Source organism: Salinispora pacifica DSM 45544, from assembly GCF_000378845.1.
Classification (GTDB): domain Bacteria; phylum Actinomycetota; class Actinomycetes; order Mycobacteriales; family Micromonosporaceae; genus Micromonospora; species Micromonospora pacifica.
In genome coordinates, this window is record NZ_KB905359.1 from 1269328 (window position 1) to 1289733 (window position 20406).

14 protein-coding genes are annotated in these 20406 nt (G+C 70.6%); 10 read left to right on the plus strand and 4 right to left on the minus strand.

Annotation, left to right across the window (positions count from 1 at the left end; all coding sequences use genetic code 11):
- On the minus strand, positions 1–696 hold the full coding sequence (locus SALPAC3_RS0105735) for a type 1 glutamine amidotransferase domain-containing protein (RefSeq protein WP_018220309.1): 696 nt from the start codon (positions 694–696) through the stop codon (positions 1–3).
- Positions 697–888: 192 nt separating this feature from the next.
- Between SALPAC3_RS0105735 and hrpA the strand changes: the two genes are divergently transcribed.
- Positions 889–4929: an ATP-dependent RNA helicase HrpA gene (gene hrpA / locus SALPAC3_RS0105740; RefSeq protein WP_018220310.1), complete on the plus strand. Its 4041-nt coding sequence runs from the start codon at positions 889–891 to the stop codon at positions 4927–4929.
- Here hrpA and SALPAC3_RS0105745 read toward each other — a convergent pair.
- A complete protein-coding gene (locus SALPAC3_RS0105745) occupies positions 4926–5861 on the minus strand; it encodes a LysR family transcriptional regulator (protein ID WP_018220311.1) in 936 nt (311 codons plus the stop codon). The genes hrpA and SALPAC3_RS0105745 overlap by 4 nt on opposite strands.
- A gap of 71 nt (positions 5862–5932) precedes the next feature.
- Here SALPAC3_RS0105745 and SALPAC3_RS0105750 point away from each other — a divergent pair, with 71 nt between their 5' ends.
- The 6 genes from SALPAC3_RS0105750 to SALPAC3_RS29055 all read left to right on the plus strand — a co-directional run bounded on the left by SALPAC3_RS0105750 (position 5933) and on the right by SALPAC3_RS29055 (position 13351).
- Entirely contained in the window at positions 5933–6625 is a 693-nt protein-coding gene (locus SALPAC3_RS0105750) for a succinate dehydrogenase cytochrome b subunit (protein WP_080635124.1), read from the plus strand.
- A 2-nt stretch (positions 6626–6627) separates the two neighbouring features.
- A complete protein-coding gene (locus SALPAC3_RS0105755; protein ID WP_018220313.1) occupies positions 6628–8559 on the plus strand; it encodes a fumarate reductase/succinate dehydrogenase flavoprotein subunit in 1932 nt (643 codons plus the stop codon).
- Positions 8556–9311, plus strand: a complete 756-nt coding sequence (locus tag SALPAC3_RS0105760; protein ID WP_018220314.1) for a succinate dehydrogenase/fumarate reductase iron-sulfur subunit — start codon at positions 8556–8558, stop codon at positions 9309–9311. Before SALPAC3_RS0105755 ends, SALPAC3_RS0105760 begins: the two co-directional genes overlap by 4 nt.
- Positions 9312–9440: 129 nt before the next feature.
- Positions 9441–10601 (plus strand): MBL fold metallo-hydrolase, encoded by a 1161-nt coding sequence (locus SALPAC3_RS0105765; RefSeq protein WP_033660406.1) that lies wholly within the window; start codon positions 9441–9443, stop codon positions 10599–10601.
- 105 nt (positions 10602–10706) lie between these two features.
- Positions 10707–13121, plus strand: coding sequence for a Tex family protein (locus SALPAC3_RS0105770; protein WP_018220316.1), 2415 nt, complete (start codon positions 10707–10709; stop codon positions 13119–13121).
- 95 nt (positions 13122–13216) lie between these two features.
- Positions 13217–13351, plus strand: coding sequence for a hypothetical protein (locus SALPAC3_RS29055; RefSeq protein WP_018220317.1), 135 nt, complete (start codon positions 13217–13219; stop codon positions 13349–13351).
- A 1-nt stretch (position 13352) separates the two neighbouring features.
- Here the strand turns inward: SALPAC3_RS29055 and SALPAC3_RS0105780 are convergent, their stop codons facing one another.
- Positions 13353–13910, minus strand: coding sequence for a dihydrofolate reductase family protein (locus tag SALPAC3_RS0105780; RefSeq protein WP_018220318.1), 558 nt, complete (start codon positions 13908–13910; stop codon positions 13353–13355).
- 82 nt (positions 13911–13992) lie between these two features.
- Here SALPAC3_RS0105780 and SALPAC3_RS0105785 point away from each other — a divergent pair, with 82 nt between their 5' ends.
- The 3 genes from SALPAC3_RS0105785 (at position 13993) to SALPAC3_RS0105795 (ending at position 18739) form a co-directional block, all read left to right on the plus strand.
- Positions 13993–14412, plus strand: a complete 420-nt coding sequence (locus tag SALPAC3_RS0105785) for a hypothetical protein (protein ID WP_018220319.1) — start codon at positions 13993–13995, stop codon at positions 14410–14412.
- 152 nt (positions 14413–14564) lie between these two features.
- On the plus strand, positions 14565–17669 hold the full coding sequence (locus SALPAC3_RS0105790) for a M14 family metallopeptidase (protein ID WP_018220320.1): 3105 nt from the start codon (positions 14565–14567) through the stop codon (positions 17667–17669).
- Positions 17670–17806: 137 nt separating this feature from the next.
- Complete coding sequence (locus tag SALPAC3_RS0105795; protein ID WP_018220321.1) at positions 17807–18739, plus strand: NAD(+)/NADH kinase; 933 nt, start codon at positions 17807–17809, stop codon at positions 18737–18739.
- 1 nt (position 18740) lies between these two features.
- Here the strand turns inward: SALPAC3_RS0105795 and pgm are convergent, their stop codons facing one another.
- On the minus strand, positions 18741–20399 hold the full coding sequence (pgm, locus tag SALPAC3_RS0105800; RefSeq protein WP_018220322.1) for a phosphoglucomutase (alpha-D-glucose-1,6-bisphosphate-dependent): 1659 nt from the start codon (positions 20397–20399) through the stop codon (positions 18741–18743).
- Positions 20400–20406: the final 7 nt, after the last annotated feature.

A 20406-nucleotide genomic window follows, 5' to 3' on the forward strand; every position in this document is an offset into this window, starting at 1 on the left:
TCAGCTCAGTTTACCCAGCAGCTCCGTGGCGACCTGGGCGGAAGACGCCGGGTTCTGCCCGGTGACCAGGTTGCCGTCGACGACGACGTTCGGCGCCCACGGCTCACCTTCCTGGACCTGCACGCCGATGTCGACCAGGCGGTCCTGGAGCAGCCACTTGGCCTTGTCGGCCAAGCCGGCCTGGGCCTCCTCCGCGTTGGTGAAGGCAGCCGCCCGGCGTCCGGTGAAGGCGTTGCTGCCATCGGCGTTCACCGCGGCGAGCATCGCGGCCGGACCGTGGCAGACGATGCCGACCGGCTTCTTCTCCCGCATGGCGGCCACCAGCAGCTGGCCGGAGTCCTGGTCGACCGCCAGGTCCTCCATCGGCCCGTGACCACCCGGGTAGAAGACAGCCTGATAGTCGTCGAGGTTGACCTCCGACAGGGTGAGCGGCTTGCGCAGATCTTCGATGCTCTCCACGGCCTTGGTCATCCGGGCGGCCCCCTCGGGACCGCCGGTGGCCTCCGGCTGCAGGCTGCTCCGGTCCACCCGCGGCACCACTCCCCCCGGGGTGGCGATGCTGACCTCGTGGCCGGCGCTGGTCAACATCTCGTGGGGCACCACGAGCTCCTCGGCCCAGAGACCGGTGGGGTGCTTGGTGCCGTCGGCGAGCTCCCAGTGGTGAGCGCCGGTTACCACGAACAGGATCTTTGACATTGATCAAACCCTCCGTAGCTGGGCGGACCCCAGCAGTCCGTCCCGAGACCAACTATACAGACTGACGTTCTGCACGCAAAATGACAGTACGGTTTATGTCGTGCCGGCTCCACGGGCGAGATCGGGCACCAGCGGCCCAGCGGAGGTAACTCCGGGCGGATAATCACCCGGCTGCCTATCCTTGGCGACGACATGCCGAACGAAGTCGCCTCCACCCCGCCCGACGACACCCGCGAGCTGCACCGCCGGCTACGCCCGCTGATGCTCCGTGACCAGCACCGTCTCCGACGGCGGCTGGACGGCGCACAACGAATACCCGACCCCCAGCGTCGGGAAACAGCCCTGGCCGAAATCACGACGGATGTGATCCGAGCCGAGACCCGGCTGGCGGGCCGGCAAGCCGCCGTACCCAAAATCACCTATCCGGCGATGCTCCCGGTCAGCGAGCGCCGGGACGAGATCGCCGCGGCGATCCGCGACCACCAGGTCGTGATCGTCGCCGGCGAGACCGGCTCCGGCAAGACCACCCAGCTACCGAAGATCTGCCTGGAGCTGGGCCGCGGCGTCCACGGGCTGATCGGCCACACCCAGCCCCGTCGGCTCGCCGCCCGGACGGTCGCCGACCGCATCGCCGAAGAGCTCAGCACCGAGTTGGGCGAGGTGGTCGGCTACCAGGTGCGCTTCGCCGACCAGGTGAGCGACCGAAGCCTGGTCAAGTTGATGACCGACGGCATCCTGCTCGCCGAGCTACAGCACGACCGGATGCTTCGCCAGTACGACACGATCATCGTCGACGAGGCGCACGAGCGAAGCCTCAACATCGACTTCATCCTCGGCTACCTACGGCAGCTCCTCCCCCGCCGCCGGGACCTCAAAGTGATCATCACTTCGGCCACCATCGAGACCGACCGGTTCGCACGGCACTTCGCCGACGCCGACGGCAACCCGGCGCCGGTCGTCGAGGTGTCGGGGCGGACCTACCCGGTCGAGGTACGGTACCGACCGCTGGTCGAGGTGGGCGAGGACGAGGACGACACCGACGAGGAGCAAGTTCGCGACCAGGTCCAGGCGATCGGGGACGCGGTGCAGGAACTGGCGGCCGAGGGCCCCGGCGACATCCTGGTCTTCCTCTCCGGCGAACGGGAGATCCGAGACACCGCCGACGCGCTCGGCAAGCTCGTCACACACCGACCAGCGTTACGCAACACCGAGATCCTGCCGCTGTACGCCCGGCTGAGCACCGCCGAACAGCATCGCGTCTTCGCCCCACACACCGGTCGGCGGGTGGTGCTGGCCACCAACGTCGCGGAGACGTCGCTCACCGTGCCCGGCATCCGGTATGTGGTGGACCCCGGCACGGCGCGCATCTCCCGCTACTCGAACCGGCTCAAGGTGCAGCGGCTGCCCATCGAGCCGGTCTCGCAGGCCTCGGCCAACCAGCGCAAGGGCCGGTGCGGGCGCACCTCGGACGGCATCTGCATCCGCCTCTACGACGAGCCGGACTTCCAGTCCCGACCCGAGTTCACCGACCCGGAGATCCTGCGGACCAACCTCGCCTCGGTCATCCTCCAGATGACCGCGATCGGGCTCGGCGACATCGCCGCGTTCCCCTTCATCGACCCCCCGGACCGGCGCACCATCACCGACGGCGTCAACCTGCTGCACGAGTTGGGCGCGCTCAACCCGGCCGAGACCAACCCGGCGAAGCGGCTCACCCCGCTCGGCCGGCGGCTCGCTCAGCTGCCGGTCGACCCCCGGCTGGCCCGGATGGTGCTTGAGGGGGAGCGCAACGGCACCGCCACCGAGGTGGTCGTCATCGCGGCGGCGCTGTCGATCCAGGACCCCCGCGAACGGCCGGTTGACAAGCAGGCCCAGGCCGACCAGGCGCACGCCCGCTTCGCCGACCAGGAGTCGGACTTCGTGGCGTACCTCAACCTGTGGCGTTACCTACGCGAGCAGCAGCGGGCCCGGTCGTCCAGTGGATTCCGACGGATGTGTCGGTCCGAGTACCTGAACTACCTGCGGGTGCGGGAGTGGCAGGACATCGTCAGCCAGCTCCGACAGGCACTGCGGACTCCGGAGCGAAGCCGGCGGCGGGGCGGGCCGGCCGGCGACGGCGGTGGGCCAGCCGGCGACGGCGGTGGGCGACGCGGCGGCGGGGCGGACCTGCCGGAGGAGATCGACACCCCGAAGGTGCACCAGTCCCTGCTCGCCGGCCTCCTCTCCCATGTCGGCCTGAAGGACACCCAGCGGTACGAGTACCTGGGTGCGCGGGGAGCGAAGTTCGCCCTCTTCCCCGGCTCCGCCCTGGCGAAGAAGCCGCCGCGCTGGGTGATGGTCGCCGAGCTGGTCGAGACCAGCCGGCTCTGGGGCCGGGTGAACGGTCGGATCGAACCGGAGTGGGTCGAGCCACTCGCCCAACACCTGGTGAAACGCAGCTACAGCGAGCCGCACTGGGAGAAGCGGCAGGCGGCGGCCATGGCCGTCGAGAAGGTGACGCTGTACGGCGTTCCGATCGTCACCTCCCGTAAGGTCAATTTTGGCCGGATCGACCCGGTGACCAGCCGCGAGCTGTTCATCCGGCACGCGCTGGTCGAGGGGGACTGGCAGACCCACCACCAGTTCTGGCGGGACAACCAGCGTCTCCTTGACGAGGTGACCGAGCTGGAGAACCGGGTCCGACGGCGGGACATCCTGGTCGACGACGAGACGATCTTCCAGTTCTACGACGAGCGGATCCCGGCCGGGGTGGTCTCCGGGCGGCACTTCGACACCTGGTGGAAGCGGGAGCGCCGGCAGCGACCGGAGCTGCTGACCTTCACCCGGGAGCTGCTGGTCAACGCCGGCCGCGGTGGCGTGGACGGGGACGGTTTCCCCGACGAGTGGCGAACCGACGGGGTGCTCCTGCCACTGACGTACCGATTCGACCCCGGCACCTCCACCGACGGGGTCACGGTGGACATCCCGCTGCCGCTGCTCAACCAGGTGCCGGCGGAGAGCTTCCAGTGGCAGGTGCCGGGGCTCCGCGAGGAGCTGGTCATCGCGCTGATCCGCTCGCTGCCCAAGGCGGTCCGGCGCAACTTCGTCCCGGTGCCCGACTACGCCCGGGCCGTGCTCGCCGAGCTTCCGGCCGGCGAGGAGGACCTGCTGGACGCCCTCACCCGGCAGCTGCGCCGGATGACCGGGGTCACCGTCCCCCGGGACGCCTGGGATCCGGCGAAGCTACCGCCGCACCTGCGGGTCACCTTCCGGGTTCTCGGCGAGGACGACCGCCCGGTCGCCGAGAGCAAGGACCTGCCGGCGCTGCAACGCCAGCTCACCGCGGAGGTACGTCAGGTGGTGGCCGCCGCCGCGCCGGACGTGGCCCGCACCGGGCTGACCGACTGGGAGATCGGCACCCTGCCCCGCACGGTCGAGCAGGTCCGGGCCGGGTACGCGGTCACCGCGTACCCGGCGCTGGTGGACGAGGGCGCCACGGTCGGGGTACGGGTCTTCGACTCTCCTGCCGAGCAGGAGGCCGCGCACTGGGCGGGGACCCGACGCCTGCTCCGGCTGGCCGCGCCGGCGCCGGCGAAGTTTCTCCAGGGGCGGCTCTCCAACGAGGCGAAGCTGGCGCTCAGCCGCAACCCGCACGGCGGTGTGCCGGCGCTGATCGAGGACGCGGCCGGCGCGGCACTCGACAAGCTGATCGCCGACGCGGGCGGCCCGGCCTGGGACGCCGACGGTTTCGCCGCGCTGCGGGGTACGGTCCGCGCCGGTCTGGTGGAGACCGTCGTCGAGGTGATGGAGCGGGTGCGCGGGGTGCTCGCCGCCGGCTACGCGATCGAGCAACGCCTCGGCGCGACCCGAAACCTGGCGGTGGTGGCCGCGCTCGCCGATATCCGCGGCCAGCTCACCGGCCTGATTCACCCGGGCTTCATCACCGAGGCCGGCTACGCACGACTACCGGATCTGCGGCGCTACCTGACCGCGATCGAACGCCGGTTGGACCGGCTCCCCGGCAACCCGGCCCGGGACAAGCAGCAGCAGGACCGGATCGCCGTCGTGCAGCGGGAGTACGCGGACCTGCTCGCCGCGCTGCCGCCGGCGAAGCGGCGGACGGCGGCCGTCCGGCAGATTCGGTGGATGATCGAGGAGCTGCGGGTAAACGTCTTCGCCCAGGCGCTGGGGACCCCGTACCCGGTCAGCGAGCAGCGCATCTACAAGGCCATGGACGCCGCCGAGGTGGCCTAGCGGGGCTCGAGGCCGGATGGCAGGGCGGCGGTGGCGATCGCGTCGTCAACGTACTCGAGCAGGATGCGACGCAGCTCCCGGCCGGCGTGGGTGGGGACGACATCCCGGCGGCGGGCGACCGCGATGGTCCGGCGGACGCCGGGCGCGGCGAGTCGGGTGACGTGGATTCCGGGCCGGCTGGCGACGACGCTGCCGGGCACCAGGGCGACCCCCAGCCCGGCGGCGACGAAGCTGAGCACGGAGTCCATCTCCCCGCCGTCGACCGAGATCCAGGGCTCGAAGCCGGCCTCCCGGCACGCCTGCAGGGTGGCGTCCCGCAGGTCGTACCCCTCCCGAAACATCACCAGCGGGTGACCGCGCAGGTCGGCGACGCGCATCGGGTACGTCGGCAGGGCGTCCGGCAGGGGCCCGACGCTGGCGACCACCAGGCTCTCGGTGAGGATCGCGTCGGTGCGCAGCCCGGGGTCGGTGCCCTGGGCCGGCGCTATGATCAACGCCAGGTCCAGGTCGCCGCGGAGCAGGTGCCGGACCAGGTCCTGGGAGCCGCCCTCCTCGACCCACAGGTCAACGGTCGGGTGGGCGTCGCGGAAGCGGCGCAGCACGGGTGGGGCCAGTGCGGTGGCCAGGCTGGGGGTCGCACCGAGGCGTACCCGGCCCCGTCGCAGGCCGACCAGCTCCTGGACCTCCCGGGTGGCGATCTCCACGTCGGTGAGGATCCGTTCGGCGAACGGCAGCAGCACCTCACCCGCGGCGGTGAGCGCGATCTTTCCCCTTACCCGTTCAAAGAGCGGGGTGCCGAGTTCCGTCTCCAGAGCGTGAATTTGCTTACTCAACGAGGGCTGCGTGATGCCGACAAGGTCGGCCGCTTGGGTGAAATGTCGTACTTCTGCGACCGCTGCGAAGTACCGAAGCTGATGGAGTTGCATCTTCATAGCCTAAGGCTATGAAGACTGCGGAGTCGATGCATTGGACGACTGGTCCGACTGCTCCTAGCGTCAGCCATGTGGTAGTCACGTCACGAACTCGGTCGCCCATCCGCTCCACTGTCGGCCTCAAAGCCGTCATGGCGGTGACGGGCCTTGTCTTGGTGCTGTTCCTCGTCGCGCACATGCTCGGCAACCTGAAGATCTTCACCGGTGCCGAGGATTTCGACCACTACGCGCACTGGCTGCGTGAGCTCGGTACGCCGCTACTCCCCTACGGCTGGTACCTGTGGTTGCAGCGGGGCGCGCTCCTGGTCGCGCTGGCCGGCCATATCTGGGCCGCGACCATGCTGGCGCTGCGCGCCCGCTCCGCCCGCCCGGTCAAGTATGCCCACCGCAACAAGGTCCAGGGCAGCTACGCCGCCCGCACCATGCGCTGGGGTGGCGTGATCATCGCCCTCTTCGTGATCTACCACATCCTGGACCTCACCACCGGGCACCTGAACCCGGTCGGCGACCCGACCCGGCCACAGGCCAACGTGGTCGCCGACTTCGCCCCGGAACGCTGGTACGTGACGCTGTTCTACACGCTCGCGATCGTCGCGCTCGGCTTCCACCTACGGCACGGCGCCTACAGCGCGCTCCGCAGCCTCGGTCAGCAGACGCCGCAGGGCGAACGCCGCGCCCGGGGCCTCGCGCTGCTCTTCGCCGTCGCGCTCAGCGTCGGCTACCTGGTGGTCCCGTTCGCCGTACTCCTCGGATTGGTGCGTTGACCATGGATCTCTACACCGAAGGTAACCCGGTCACCGACACCCGGGCCCCGGACGGACCGATCGAGGGCCGCTGGGACAGTCGCCGGTTCAACGCCAAGCTGGTCAACCCGGCCAACCGTCGCAAGCTGACGGTGATCGTCGTCGGCACCGGCCTGGCCGGTGGTTCGGCCGCCGCCACCCTCGCCGAGCAGGGCTACCGGGTCCGGTCCTACTGCTACCAGGACAGCCCGCGCCGGGCCCACTCGATCGCCGCACAGGGCGGCATCAACGCGGCGAAGAACTACCGCAACGACGGCGACTCGGTACACCGCCTCTTCTACGACACCGTCAAGGGCGGCGACTTCCGCTCCCGCGAGTCGAACGTGCACCGACTGGCCGAGGTGTCGGTCAACATCATTGACCAGTGCGTCGCCCAGGGCGTCCCGTTCGCCCGCGAGTACGGCGGCCTGCTCGACACCCGCTCCTTCGGCGGCGCGCAGGTACAGCGCACCTTCTACGCCCGGGGCCAGACGGGTCAGCAGCTGCTGCTCGGGGCGTACCAGGCGCTGGAACGTCAGGTCGGCCTCGGCAACGTGGAGATGAACACCCGGCACGAGATGCTGGAGCTGATCGTCGTTGACGGCCGGGCCCGGGGGATCGTCGTCCGGGACCTGGTGACCGGCGAGATCACCACCGAGTTCGCCGACGCGGTCGTGCTCGCCTCCGGCGGTTACGGCAACGTCTTCTACCTCTCCACCAACGCCAAGGGCTGCAACGTCACCGCCACCTGGCGGGCGCACCGCCAGGGGGCGTACTTCGCCAACCCCTGCTACACACAGATCCACCCGACCTGCATTCCGGTCTCCGGCGACCACCAGTCGAAGCTGACGCTGATGAGCGAGTCGCTACGCAACGACGGCCGGGTCTGGGTGCCCAAGGCCGAGGGTGACGACCGCGATCCCCGCGAGATCCCCGAGGACGAGCGGGACTACTACCTGGAGCGGATCTACCCCTCGTTCGGCAACCTGGTGCCCCGGGACATCGCCTCCCGCGCCGCGAAGAACGTCTGCGACGAGGGGCGCGGCGTCGGCCCGACCCGGCTCGGCGTCTACCTGGACTTCGCCGACGCGATCCAGCGGCTGGGCCGCAAGTCCATCGAGGCCAAGTACGGCAACCTCTTCGAGATGTACGAGCGGATCACCGGCGAGGACCCGTACGAGGTTCCGATGCGGATCTACCCGGCCGTGCACTACACGATGGGTGGGCTCTGGGTCGACTACGACCTGCAGGCGACCATCCCCGGCCTCTTCGTGATCGGCGAGGCGAACTTCTCCGACCACGGCGCGAACCGACTGGGCGCCTCCGCGCTCATGCAGGGGCTCGCCGACGGCTACTTCGTGCTGCCGAACACCATCGCCAACTACCTCGCGGCCGGCCCGTTCGAGAAGCTCGAACCGAGCCACCCGGCGGCGGTCGAGGCCCGGCGCACTGTCGAGGATCGGATCCACCGGCTCCTCTCCGTGGACGGCGACCGGACGGTGGACTCGTTCCACCGGGAGCTGGGCCAGATCATGTGGGAGCACTGCGGCATGGAGCGCTCCGCCGCCGGTCTGCGCAAGGCGGTTGACGAGATCCGCGCGCTGCGGGAGGAGTTCTGGCAGCGGGTCCGGATCGTCGGCGACGCCGACGGGCTCAACCAGTCGCTGGAGAAGGCCGGCCGGGTGGCCGACTTCTTCGAGCTGGCCGAGCTGATGTGCATCGACGCCCTGCACCGCGAGGAGTCCTGCGGTGGCCACTTCCGCGCCGAGCACCAGAGCCCGGACGGCGAGGCCCAACGCGACGACGAGCGGTTCGCGTACGTGGCGGCCTGGGAGTACGGCTCCGAGCAGCCGGTGCTACACAAGGAAGACCTCACGTTCGAGTACGTCCACCCCACGCAGCGGAGTTACAAGTGAACCTGACCCTACGCATCTGGCGCCAAACGGGCCCCGAGGACAAGGGTCGGATGGTGACCTACCCGGTCGAGGACATTTCTCCGGACATGTCGTTCCTGGAGATGCTCGACGTGCTCAACGAGCGCCTGACCCTCGCCGGTGAGGAGCCGGTGGCGTTCGACCACGACTGCCGTGAGGGCATCTGCGGCATGTGCGGCATGATGATCAACGGCAACGCGCACGGGCCGCAGCGCGGCACCACCGCCTGCCAGCTGCACATGCGGCAGTTCACCGACGGCGAGACGATCGATATCGAGCCGTGGCGGGCCCGGGCGTTCCCGGTCGTCAAGGACCTGGTGGTCAACCGCAACGCCTTCGACCAGATCATCGCGGGGGGTGGCTTCGTCACCGCTCCGACCGGCAGTGCGCCCGAGGCGCACGCGGCACCGGTGGCGAAGGCCGACGCGGACGCCGCTTTCGAGTCGGCCGCCTGCATCGGCTGCGGCGCCTGCGTCGCGGCCTGCCCGAACGGCTCTGGCATGCTCTTCACCGCCGCCAAGGTCACCCAGCTCTCGCTGCTGCCGCAGGGCCAGCCGGAGCGGTACACCCGGGTGATCGGCATGGTGGACTCGCACGACGACGCCGGCTTCGGCGGCTGCACCAACGCCGGGGAGTGCACCGTGGTCTGCCCCAAGGGCATCCCGCTGCACACCATCGGTCGGCTCAACCGCGACTACCTCGCGGCCACCGCCAAGCACACCGGGCGCTCCTGACCGCGGCACCGTCGGTTCAACCCCTCCGTTGCGGGTAGCCCCCTTCTCGAAAGCGAGAGGGGGGGGGAGCCGATGGCGCTGACGCGGTAGGGCCGGCGGGTACGGCGGAATCCAGTCGGAAGGACGGCGATGGGGGCACCAACAGAGCGGGGCCGTCCGCGCGGGAGAGGTGGGCGGCGACTGGGCGGGGTGGTCGGGATGGCCGCACTGGCCGGCCTCGCCTGGGCGGTACGGGATGTTCCGCTGGCCCTCGGCGGCCGGCTGACCGGCGCGCGGGCCGAGCGCGCCCGCCACTCGCCGCAGTTCCGGGCCGGTGCCTTCCGGAACCCGGCCAGCAGCCGTCCCGCCGCCAGCCCCACGACGGGCTCCACGGACCGGAACCTGCTCCGCGAGCTCCTCTTCGGCAAGCAGCAGCGTCACCCGCGGCTGCCGGTGCCGTTGGTGCGCCCAGCGCCTGCACCGGAGTCATCCCCGCACTCGCCCGAGTTGAACGTGGTCTGGTACGGCCACGCCTCCACGCTGGTCGAGATCGAGGCCCGCCGGGTGCTGATCGATCCGGTGTGGAGTCAGCGCTGTTCCCCGTCGACCCGGGTCGGGCCCCGGCGGCTCCACCCGCCACCGGTCGGCCTCGACGAGTTGCCCGCGGTCGACGCGATCCTGATCTCGCACGACCACTACGACCACCTCGACCTCGCGACCGTACAGGGGCTGACAGCAGGACAGAACGCACCGTTCGTGGTGCCGCTCGGAATCGGTGCCCACCTTCAGCGGTGGGGGGTTCCGGAGCACCGGATCGTGGAGCTGGACTGGTCGGAGAGTCACGACATCGCCGGGTTACGGCTCACCGCCACCCCGGCCCAGCACTTCTCCGGACGCGGCCTGCGCCGGGACGCCACCCTCTGGAGTTCCTGGGTGATCGCGGGGGCGCACCGCAGTGTCTTCTACACCGGCGATTCCGGGTATTTCGCTGGATACGCTGCCATTGGTGCCGGATATGGGCCTTTTGATGTGACCCTGATGCAGATTGGCGCCTATGACCGGGCCTGGCGGGATATCCACATGTTCCCGGAGGAGGCGGTCACCGCCCACCTCGACCTGCGCGGCGGACTGCTTATCCCGGTGCACTGGGCGACCTTCAACCTCGCCGTGCACGACTGGTCGGAGCCGGTGGACCGGCTCTGGACCGAGACGAAGGCCCGGGACGTGCGGCTGGCGGTGCCCCGGCCAGGCCAGCGGGTGGTGGTTGACGATCCACCGCCGGTGGACGGCTGGTGGCAGGCGGTCGCCTGAACGAGGGGGACAGCCCGAACCGCCGTATCGGGACGGTGACTCCACCACCGCTTCGGTCGCCCGGCAGAATGCACGGGAAACCACTCCCGAAGGCGGATCGAGATCGTGACCCTCTCAGTTTCTCAGCGGATCGCCGAGGAGCTCGGCGTCGCCGAGCGCCAGGTGCACGCAGCCGTGGAACTACTCGACGGCGGCGCGACCGTGCCGTTCATCGCCCGGTACCGCAAGGAGGCCACCGGCCTGCTCGACGACACCCAACTGCGCACCCTCGAGGAGAGACTGCGCTACCTGCGCGAGTTGGCCCAACGGCGGGACGCCATCCTGGAGTCGATCCGCAGCCAGGGCAAGCTCGACGAAGCCCTGACGGCACAGATCATGGCCGCCGACTCGAAGTCTCGGCTGGAGGACATCTACCTGCCGTACAAGCCCAAGCGGCGAACCCGCGCGCAGATCGCCCGCGAGGCCGGCCTGGAGCCCCTCGCCGACACCCTGCTCGACGCGCCAGCCCAGGAGCCGCGGGCGACGGCCGCCGGGTTCGTTGACCCGGACCGGGGCATCGCCGACGCCGCCGCCGCGCTCGACGGCGCCCGAGCCATCCTCGTCGAACGGTTCGCCGAGGACGCCGACCTGATCGGTACGCTGCGCGAGCAGATGTGGTCACGGGGCCGCCTGGTGTCCCGGGTCCGCGACGGCCAGGCCACGGCGGGCGCCAAGTTCGCCGACTACTTCGACTTCGCCGAGCCGTACCCGAAACTGCCCGCACACCGGGTCCTCGCCGTGTTCCGCGGCGAGAAGGAGGGCGTGCTCGACCTGACGATGGAGCCGGAGTCGGAGGAGGCCCCGGATCCGGCGGTCACCGGCCCGACCCGGTACGAGACGGCCATCGCCGCCCGGTTCGGGGTGAGTGACCAGGGACGACCGGCCGACCGCTGGCTCTGCGACACGGTTCGCTGGGCCTGGCGTACCCGAATCCTCATCCACCTCGGCGCGGACCTACGCCTGCGGTTGTGGCAGACCGCCGAGGCGGAGGCGGTACGAGTCTTCGCCACGAACCTGCGGGACCTGCTGCTGGCCGCCCCGGCCGGCACCCGGGCGACGATGGGGCTGGACCCCGGCCTGCGCACCGGAGTGAAGGTCGCCGTCGTTGACGCCACCGGCAAGGTGGTCGCCACCGACACCATCTACCCGCACGAACCACGCCGGCAGTGGGACGCCTCGATCGAGACCCTCGCCCGGCTGGCCGCCGCACACCAGGTGGAGTTGGTGGCGATCGGTAACGGCACCGCGAGTCGGGAGACCGACCGGCTCGCCGGAGAGCTGATCCGGCGCCACCCCCAGCTGAACCTCACCAAGCTCGTCGTCTCCGAGGCCGGGGCCTCGGTCTACTCGGCGTCCGCGTACGCGGCGCAGGAACTGCCGGGCCTGGACGTGTCGCTGCGGGGAGCAGTCTCGATCGCCCGCCGCCTCCAGGACCCGCTCGCCGAACTGGTCAAGATCGACCCGCGCTCGATCGGGGTCGGGCAGTACCAGCACGACCTGTCCGAGGTGGCCTTGTCCCGGTCCCTCGATGCGGTCGTCGAGGACTGCGTCAACGCGGTCGGGGTCGATGTCAACACCGCCTCCGCACCGCTGCTGACCCGAGTCTCCGGCATCGGCGCCGGGCTGGCGGAGAACATCGTGCTACACCGAGACGCCAACGGGCCGTTCCGGAGCCGACGCGACCTGCGGCAGGTCCCTCGGCTCGGCCCGAAGGCGTTCGAACAGTGCGCCGGCTTCCTCCGCATCCCCGGCGGTGACGACCCGCTGGACTCGTCCAGCGTGCATCCGGAGGCGTACCCGGTGGTGCGGCGGATCCTCGCCGCCGTCCAGCAGGAGCTACCGACGGTGATCGGCCGGAGTGCGATCCTGCGCGGGCTGCGGGCCACCGATTTCGTCGATGACACCTTCGGGCTACCGACGGTCACCGACATCCTCGCCGAGTTGGAGAAGCCCGGCCGGGACCCGCGGCCGGAGTTCCGCACCGCCACCTTCGCCGAGGGCGTGGAGACGATCGCCGATCTGGTGCCCGGCCTGATCCTGGAGGGGGTGGTCACCAACGTGGCCGCCTTCGGCGCATTCGTGGACGTCGGCGTGCACCAGGACGGTCTGGTGCACGTCTCGGCGATGTCCCGCGCTTTCGTCCGGGACCCACACGAGGTGGTGAAGTCCGGTGACGTGGTGAAGGTCAGGGTCCTCGACGTGGACGTACCGCGCAAGCGCATCTCGCTGACCCTGCGTCTGGACGACACCGAGGCCGGCCGCGGCGGGCGGGGGCAGCAGGGGGGCCGCGCCGGCGACCGGGAAGCCGGCGGCCGCCCCCAGGGCCGCGGCGGGCAGGGCGATCGCGGCGGGCAGCGCGATCGCTCCCAAGGCCGCGGCGGGCAGGGCGGTCGCGGCGGACAGCCACGATCGGGACGTGGGGGCGGGGCCCCGGCCAATGATGCGATGGCGGATGCCCTACGCCGCGCGGGTCTCGCCTGAGCGCACCCCGCGCGACGCCAGGCCCACCAAGGGCCGCGTTGCAGCTGATACAACGATTCGAGCTTCCGGGCTTGCGCCCGGTGGTGTGAGCGCGGGTGCTGTTCGACGCGGCCATCGGCCGGGTCGAACAGCACCGCGCACATCAGCGTGAGGGCCTCCTGGCGGCGCTGCGCGGCGAGCGCGAGGAGGACGCGATCCCGCCGATGCGTTGGCGGCGACGGACTCCTTGACTCAGTGCGCGCGGCGGTAGCGCACGGCCACCACGCCGTTGCGGAGCGGCTCCGCCGAGAGCAGTTCGAGCTGGCGCGGGTCGGGCAGCCCGCCCTGGTAGAGCGTCGGGGCGTGGCCGGCGATCCTGGGATGGACGAGTAGCTTGTACTCGTCGATCAGGTCCAGCCGGTCGAGCTCGGTCGCGAGCTTGCCACTTCCGAGGAGAACCCCCGCGGCCGTCGCGTCCTTGAGCTTCTGCACGCCCTCGCGCAGATCGCCGGCGATGTGGTGACTGTTGGTCCACGGGAAGTCCGTGCGGGTCGACGACACCACGTACTTGGGCTTGGCCTCCAGCTTGACCGCCCACTCGCGCATGGCCGACGGCGCCTCCCGCTCGCCACGGGCCACGGCCGGCCAGTAGCTCTCCAACATCTCGTAGGTGACGCGCCCCCACAGCATCGCCCCGGCCGCGTCCATGAGACGGGTGAAGAAGGCGTGCGTCTCGTCGTCGGCGATCCCCTCCTGGTGGTCAACACACCCGTCCAGGGTGAGGTTGAGGGTGAAGGTGAGCACTCCCATGGCCAGCCAGCCTAACCGCCACCACCGCAACACCGCCCCAGGCGAGCGCGGCGGGTGGGGGCGTAGCGTCACAGACGTGGGAGTGGAGGAGAGCCGGGACTGGCGGGAGCAGCGACGACGGGCGATAGCGGCGCACGCCGCGGCCGAGGAGCACCGACGACTCGCCGAGCAGGCGGAGGCCGCCGAGCTGGTCGCGGAGTTCGTGGCCGAGGCCCGCCGTCGCGACCTGCCACCCGAGCGGCTCACGGCGACCGGGCACGGGGGCCGGGGGCGTTACCGGACCCGGCTGCGGGGCTGGTACGTGGATCGGGCCCGCAGCCGCGCGGTGGACGTGGACGGCCGATTCCACCTCCTGGTCGTACCCGGCGGCCTTCGCGCCCGGCTCTTCGGCGCGAACCCGCAGCCCAGCCCGGCGCCGCTGGTCGTCGGCGCGGGCGGCCGTGACGGCGAGTCGGTGCCACTGCGGTTGCTGCTGCGCCGGCGGTTGGACGACGCCGGCTGACCCTGGGCGAGCTGAGCAGCGAGGCGCCACCCCGGCGGTGACGCGCCTCAGTGTTCCCGCTCCATCGCGAAGAGCCACCCAGACGTTTGATTGACAGCCGTTGACGGATGGCGAAAGCTCGCGGCACAGGCCCTTCCATCCCAGGAGGCGCGATGAGGCGCACACGGCTGGCGATTGCCGGCGTGTTTACCCTGGTCGGCGCGTTGGCGCTGACCGCACCGGCAACCGCACAACCGGGGTCCGAACCGGGCAGCCGGGACAGTCTGGAGGTGTATGTCGGCACGGTTGGCCCGGAGCAGCTGGAAAAGCTGCGGCAGGCCGGGGCCGACCTCGGCCACGAGCACACCGAGACCGACCGGTCCGGCGACGTCCGCGTCGAGACGGTTCTGAGTAAGCGGCAGGCGGCCCGATTGGCGAGCCAGGGCGTGCAGCTGGAGGTCAAGAAGGTACGGGGCAAGCCGGCCAGCGAGGCGCTGCGGGAGCAGGCCGCCACCGGTTGGTCCGCCTTCCGGTCCTACAGCGAGCCGGGCGGCATCCGAGACGAGATCACCGCCACCGCCGCCCGCTACCCAGAGCTGACGAAGGTGACGACGATCGGCCGCAGCCACCAGGGCCAGCCGATCCTCGCCGTCAAGGTAACCAAGAACGCGGACCGGACCCGCGACGGCAAACGCCCGGCGGTCCTGTACGCCAGCGCGCAGCACGCCCGAGAGTGGATCACGCCGGAGATGACCCGGCGGCTGATGCACCACGTCCTTGACAACTACGGCACGGACCAGGAGATCACCCGGCTGGTGGACACCACCGAGCTGTGGTTCCTGCCCGTCGCCAACCCGGACGGCTACGACCACACCTTCACGCCCGGCAACCGGCTCTGGCGCAAGAACCTACGGGACAACGACGGCGACGGACAGATCAGCACCGCCGACGGCGTCGACCTGAACCGCAACTGGGGCTACAAGTGGGGATACGACAACGAAGGCTCCTCCCCCGACCCGAACAGCAACACCTACCGGGGCCCCAGCCCGCACTCGGAGCCCGAGACCCAGGCGCTGGACCAGCTGTTCCGACGGGTCGGCTTCGAGTTCTTCGTGAACTACCACTCCGCCGCCCAACTGCTGCTCTACGGCGTGGGCTGGCAGGTAGCCACCCCCACCCCGGACGACATCATCTATGAGGCGATGGTCGGCGACGACGAGAACCCGGCCGTACCCGGCTACGACCCGGACATCTCGGCCGAGCTGTACACCACCAACGGCGACACCGACACGCACGCCACGGTCCGCTACGGCACCCTCGGCTTCACCCCGGAGATGTCGACCTGTCAGGCCGCGGCGGCCTCCGACCCGGACGACGAATGGCTACCGGAGGACTGCGTCAGCGGCTTCATCTTCCCCGACGACGAAAAACTGATCTCCGCGGAGGTGGCGAAGAACCTGCCGTTCGCCCTGGCCGTGGCGCAGTCGGCCCACGAACCGGACGAGCCGGTGTCGGTGGTCGGCCGCAGCACCCCGGACTTCGTGGTGGACGCCTTCGACACGTCGTACGGCCGCGACCAGCAGGTCGCCTCGATCACCCGACGGGCGCTACGCAACGTACGGATGCACTACACGATCAACGACGGCCGGACCAAGACGGTCCGCGTCCGCGAGTGGCAGGGCGGTGAGCGCTACGGCGACACCCACGACGACTACTACGCCGAGCTGCGGGGCACGGTGCGGGGGGCCAAACCCGGCGACCAGGTCGAGGTCTGGTTCAGCGGCAAGAAGCCCAAAGCGGGGAAGGTGACCAGCGAGCGCTTCACCTACCAGGTGCACGACGACATCGGCGGCGACGTCCTGGTGCTGGCGGTGGAGGATGTCACCGGGCCGGTCCCGGACCAGGACGCCACCAGCGCGAAGTACGCCGACGAGATGGCCGACGCGCTGACCGCGGCCGGGCGCACCAGCGACGTGTACGACTTTGACACGATGGGTCGCCAGGCTCCGCACCACCTGGGTGTGCTGTCGCACTACCAGATGGTGCTCTGGGAGACCGGTGACGACATCATCCCGCGTTCTCCGGGACAGGTACCGGGCACCATCGCCCGGGCGGCGGTGGAGACCGAGTTGTCCGTCCGGGACTACCTGAACGAGGGGGGCAAGCTCCTGCTCAGCGGGGAGTACGCGCTCTACGCCCAGGCCGCCAACGGCGGCTACAGCTACCAGCCGAACGGGCCGGCGGAGTGCACCGACTCCAACGACGAGACGTGCCTGCCGGTACTCAACGACTTCCAGCAGTACTGGCTGGGGGCCTTCACCTACGTGAGTGACGGTGGCACCGGCGAGACCGGGCCGTACCCGGTAACCGGCACCGACGACCGGTTCACCGGCTTCACCGGCGCGCTCAACGCACCGGGCTCGGCGGAGAACCAGGAGCACACGGCGTCGTTCCTGACCACGTCGGGCTTCCTGCCACCGGAGCAGTTCCCGCAGTTCGACAGCGCGGCGCCGCTCGGCTGGGAGCGGCCGGGGGGTGCGCCGTTCGACCCGCGTACCGGTGACTGGTACCTGTGGAGCGGCCAGACCAACAACTCGTACAAGCGGCTCACCCAGACCGTTGACCTCACCGGCGCCAACGCCGCCGAGCTGCGCCTCTTCACCTCGTACGACATCGAGACGAACTGGGACTACCTGATCGTCGAGGCGCACGAGGTGGGCAGCGACAGCTGGACGACCCTGCCGGACGCCAACGGCCGGACCAGCACCGACACCGGGGACAGCTGCGAGTCGGGCTGGGTCGAGGCGCTACACCCGTGGCTCGCCCGATACCAGGGCGAGGACTGCTCGCCGACGGGCACCACCGGCAGTTGGAACGCCATCACCGGCGCCTCCAGCGGCTGGCAGGAGCTCGTGGTCGACCTCTCCGGGTACGCCGGTACGGAGGTCGAGCTGTCGATCTCATACATCTCGGACTGGAGCACGCAGGGTCTGGGGGTCTTCCTTGACGACGCCCGGGTGATCGTGGACGGCGCCACGGTCAGCGACACCTCGTTCGAGACGGACCTGGGTGACTGGGCGCTGGCCGGCCCGCCGCCCGGCTCGGCCGAGACGACGGAGAACTGGGGGCGCAGCCAGCAGGCCTTCGCGGAGGGGTCGGCGGTGGTCACCGCGGACACCGTCTACCTCGGCTTCGGCCTGGAGGGGTTGGCTCCGGAAGCCCGGACTGACCTGGTCCAGCGGACGATAGACCATCTGTTCGCGGCGGATCGCCGCTGACGGCTCGTGGTGCGGCGCCGGCGGTCCGCAGCGACCGCCGGCGCCCGCGTGGCTACGGGCGGGGTGTCCGGGCCAACCGCACCGTCGGCGGCCGACGAAGTCCCGCCGGGCCAGCCCGAATGTGGTGAGCTGGGCAGATGGATCAGATCCGGCTCGGACTGGTGCTGCACCCGACCCGGGACGTATCCGAGGTGGTCGACGTCATCGTCGATTGGGCGACAAGGCACCGGATAACGCTGGCGGTGCGGGGGCCGGACCGGCACCGGGTACCGGCGACGGTGGAGGCGCTGCCCACCGAGCAGGTGGCCCCGACCAGCGACGTGCTAATCAGTGTCGGCGGCGACGGCACCATGCTCGGCGCGTTGCGCTCGACGGTTCGCGACCCGAAACCGGTGCTCGGGGTGCATCTGGGCCAGTTTGGCTTCCTGGTCGAGGTCGAGCCACCGGACCTGCCGACCGCGTTGGCCCGGCTGGCCAACCGGGACTTCACCGTGGAGCGGCACAGCTGCCTGGCCTGCGCGGTCTGCGGTGATGATGTGGTCGCGTTCAACGATGTGGCGTTGGTTCGCCGGCCCGGCGCGGGCTTCGTCACCGCCACCCTCGCCGTGGATGGGCAGCGGTACGGCTACTACCGGTGCGACGCGCTGGTGGTGAGCACACCGACCGGGTCAACGGCGTACGGCTACGCCGCCGGCGGACCGCTGGTCTCCCCGGCGAGCGACGTGGTGGTGGTGACCCCGTCCGCGTCGATGGCGGGGATCTCCCGCTCGGTGGTCCTCTCCCCCGACGAGCAGATCCGGCTGGAGCTTGCCCCGGGCTCCGCGCCGATGGCGGTGGAGATGGACGGGCAGGTGATCCAGGACGCGGTGACCGAGGGCGCGGTGGAGGTGAGATACCACCGCGACGCCGGCCTGGTGGTGCGCCTCGACCCACGTCGCTACCGAGAGCGCAACCAGCTCAAGCTGGGCCTGCTGGACCTGCCGCTCCTGCCCGAGCAGCTGCGCGAGCTCCTCCCCGAGAGCCTCCGCGGGGAGATGAGCCGACGGTGGCACCCCCCGCCGCACCGTTGACTCACCGGCCCGAAGCCGCCGCCAGCACCGACGAGACCAGTTCCTTCGCCTCCGCCTGGATTCGCGCCAGCTGCTCGGGCCCCCGGAACGACTCGGCGTAGATCTTGTAGACATCCTCCGTGCCGGAAGGGCGGGCGGCGAACCAACCGCTCTCGGTGGTGACCTTCAGGCCGCCGATCGGGGCCCCGTTACCCGGTGCTCGGGTGAGCGTGGCCGTGATCGGTTCACCGGCCAGCTCGGTAGCCGTCACCTGTTCCGGCGAGAGTCGACCGAGCACCGCCTTCTCCGCCCGGCTGGCGGGAGCGTCGATCCGGGCGTACGCGGGTGCGCCGAACCGCCCAGCCAGCTCCGCCCAGTGCTCGCTCGGGCTCCGGCCGGTGGTGGCGATGATCTCGGATGCCAGCAGGCAGAGCAGGATGCCGTCCTTGTCGGTGGTCCAGGTGCTGCCGTCGCGACGCAGGAAGGAGGCACCGGCGCTCTCCTCGCCACCGAAGCCGACCGCGCCGTCGAGCAGGCCCGGCACGAACCACTTGAAGCCGACCGGCACCTCCAACAGCGGGCGCCCCAGGTCGGCGGCGACCCGGTCGATCATCGACGAGGAGACCAGGGTCTTGCCGACGGCGGCGTCCGGCGCCCACCGCGTCCGGGTCCGGAACAGGTGGGCGATGGCCACCGTCAGGTAGTGGTTCGGGTTCAGCAGACCGGCGTCCGGGGTGACGATGCCGTGCCGGTCGGCATCGGCGTCGTTACCGGTGGAGACCGCGAATCGGTCCCGGGCGGCGATCAGCGACGCCATCGCGTTCGGAGACGAACAGTCCATTCGGATCCGGCCGTCCCCGTCCAGGGTCATGAACCGCCATGTCGGATCGACGGTCGGGGTGACCACGGTGAGGTCCAGCCGATGCCGGTCCGCGATCTCGCCCCAGTAGGCGACACTGGCCCCACCGAGCGGATCAGCACCGATCCGGACGCCGGCTGACCGGACCGCGTCAAGGTCGAGCACGGACGGCAGGTCGGTCACGTAGTGGCCGAGGAAGTCGTACCGGCCGGTGGTGTCGGCGGTGCGCGCCCGCGCGTACGGGATGCGGCGCACCTCCTTGAGCCCGGCGGCGAGGATCGCGTTCGCACGCTCCTGAATCCGCGTCGTGACATCGGTGTCCGCCGGGCCCCCGTGGGTCGGGTTGTACTTGAACCCGCCGTCCTCCGGCGGGTTGTGCGACGGGGTGATCACGATGCCGTCGGCGAGCCCGCTGCTCCGCCCCCGGTTGTGGGCCAGGATGGCGTGGGAGACGGCCGGCGTCGGAACGTATCCGTCCCGGCTGTCCAACAGGACCGGGACCTCGTTGGCGGCGAGCACCTCCAGCGCGTCGACCGCCGCCGGGGCGGATAGCGCGTGGGTGTCCCGGCCGAGGAAGAGCGGGCCGTCCAGGCCGCACTCCCGCCGGTAGTCACAGAGCGCCTGGGTGATCGCGACGATGTGATCGGAGTTGAACGCGTTCCGCAGTGCGGACCCCCGGTGCCCGGAGGTACCGAAGGAGACCTGCTGCTCCGGGTCCGCCGGGTCCGGGTGCTCCGCGTAGTACGCGGTGACCAGCATCGCCACGTCCACCAGGTCGGCTGGCTGGGCTGGCTGGCCCGCGCGGGGGTGCGTGCTCACCACGTGACCT

Bases quoted from the DNA above. Each gene is read 5' to 3' on its own strand.
- SALPAC3_RS0105790 (WP_018220320.1), top strand. From the start codon at position 14,565: ATGAGGCGCACACGGCTGGCGATTGCCGGCGTGTTTACCCTGGTCGGC.
- SALPAC3_RS0105795 (WP_018220321.1), top strand. From the start codon at position 17,807: ATGGATCAGATCCGGCTCGGACTGGTGCTGCACCCGACCCGGGACGTA.
- SALPAC3_RS0105765 (WP_033660406.1), top strand. From the start codon at position 9,441: ATGGGGGCACCAACAGAGCGGGGCCGTCCGCGCGGGAGAGGTGGGCGG.
- SALPAC3_RS0105735 (WP_018220309.1), bottom strand. From the start codon at position 696: ATGTCAAAGATCCTGTTCGTGGTAACCGGCGCTCACCACTGGGAGCTC.
- SALPAC3_RS0105780 (WP_018220318.1), bottom strand. From the start codon at position 13,910: ATGGGAGTGCTCACCTTCACCCTCAACCTCACCCTGGACGGGTGTGTT.
- SALPAC3_RS0105745 (WP_018220311.1), bottom strand. From the start codon at position 5,861: ATGAAGATGCAACTCCATCAGCTTCGGTACTTCGCAGCGGTCGCAGAA.
- SALPAC3_RS0105755 (WP_018220313.1), top strand. From the start codon at position 6,628: ATGGATCTCTACACCGAAGGTAACCCGGTCACCGACACCCGGGCCCCG.
- hrpA (WP_018220310.1), top strand. From the start codon at position 889: ATGCCGAACGAAGTCGCCTCCACCCCGCCCGACGACACCCGCGAGCTG.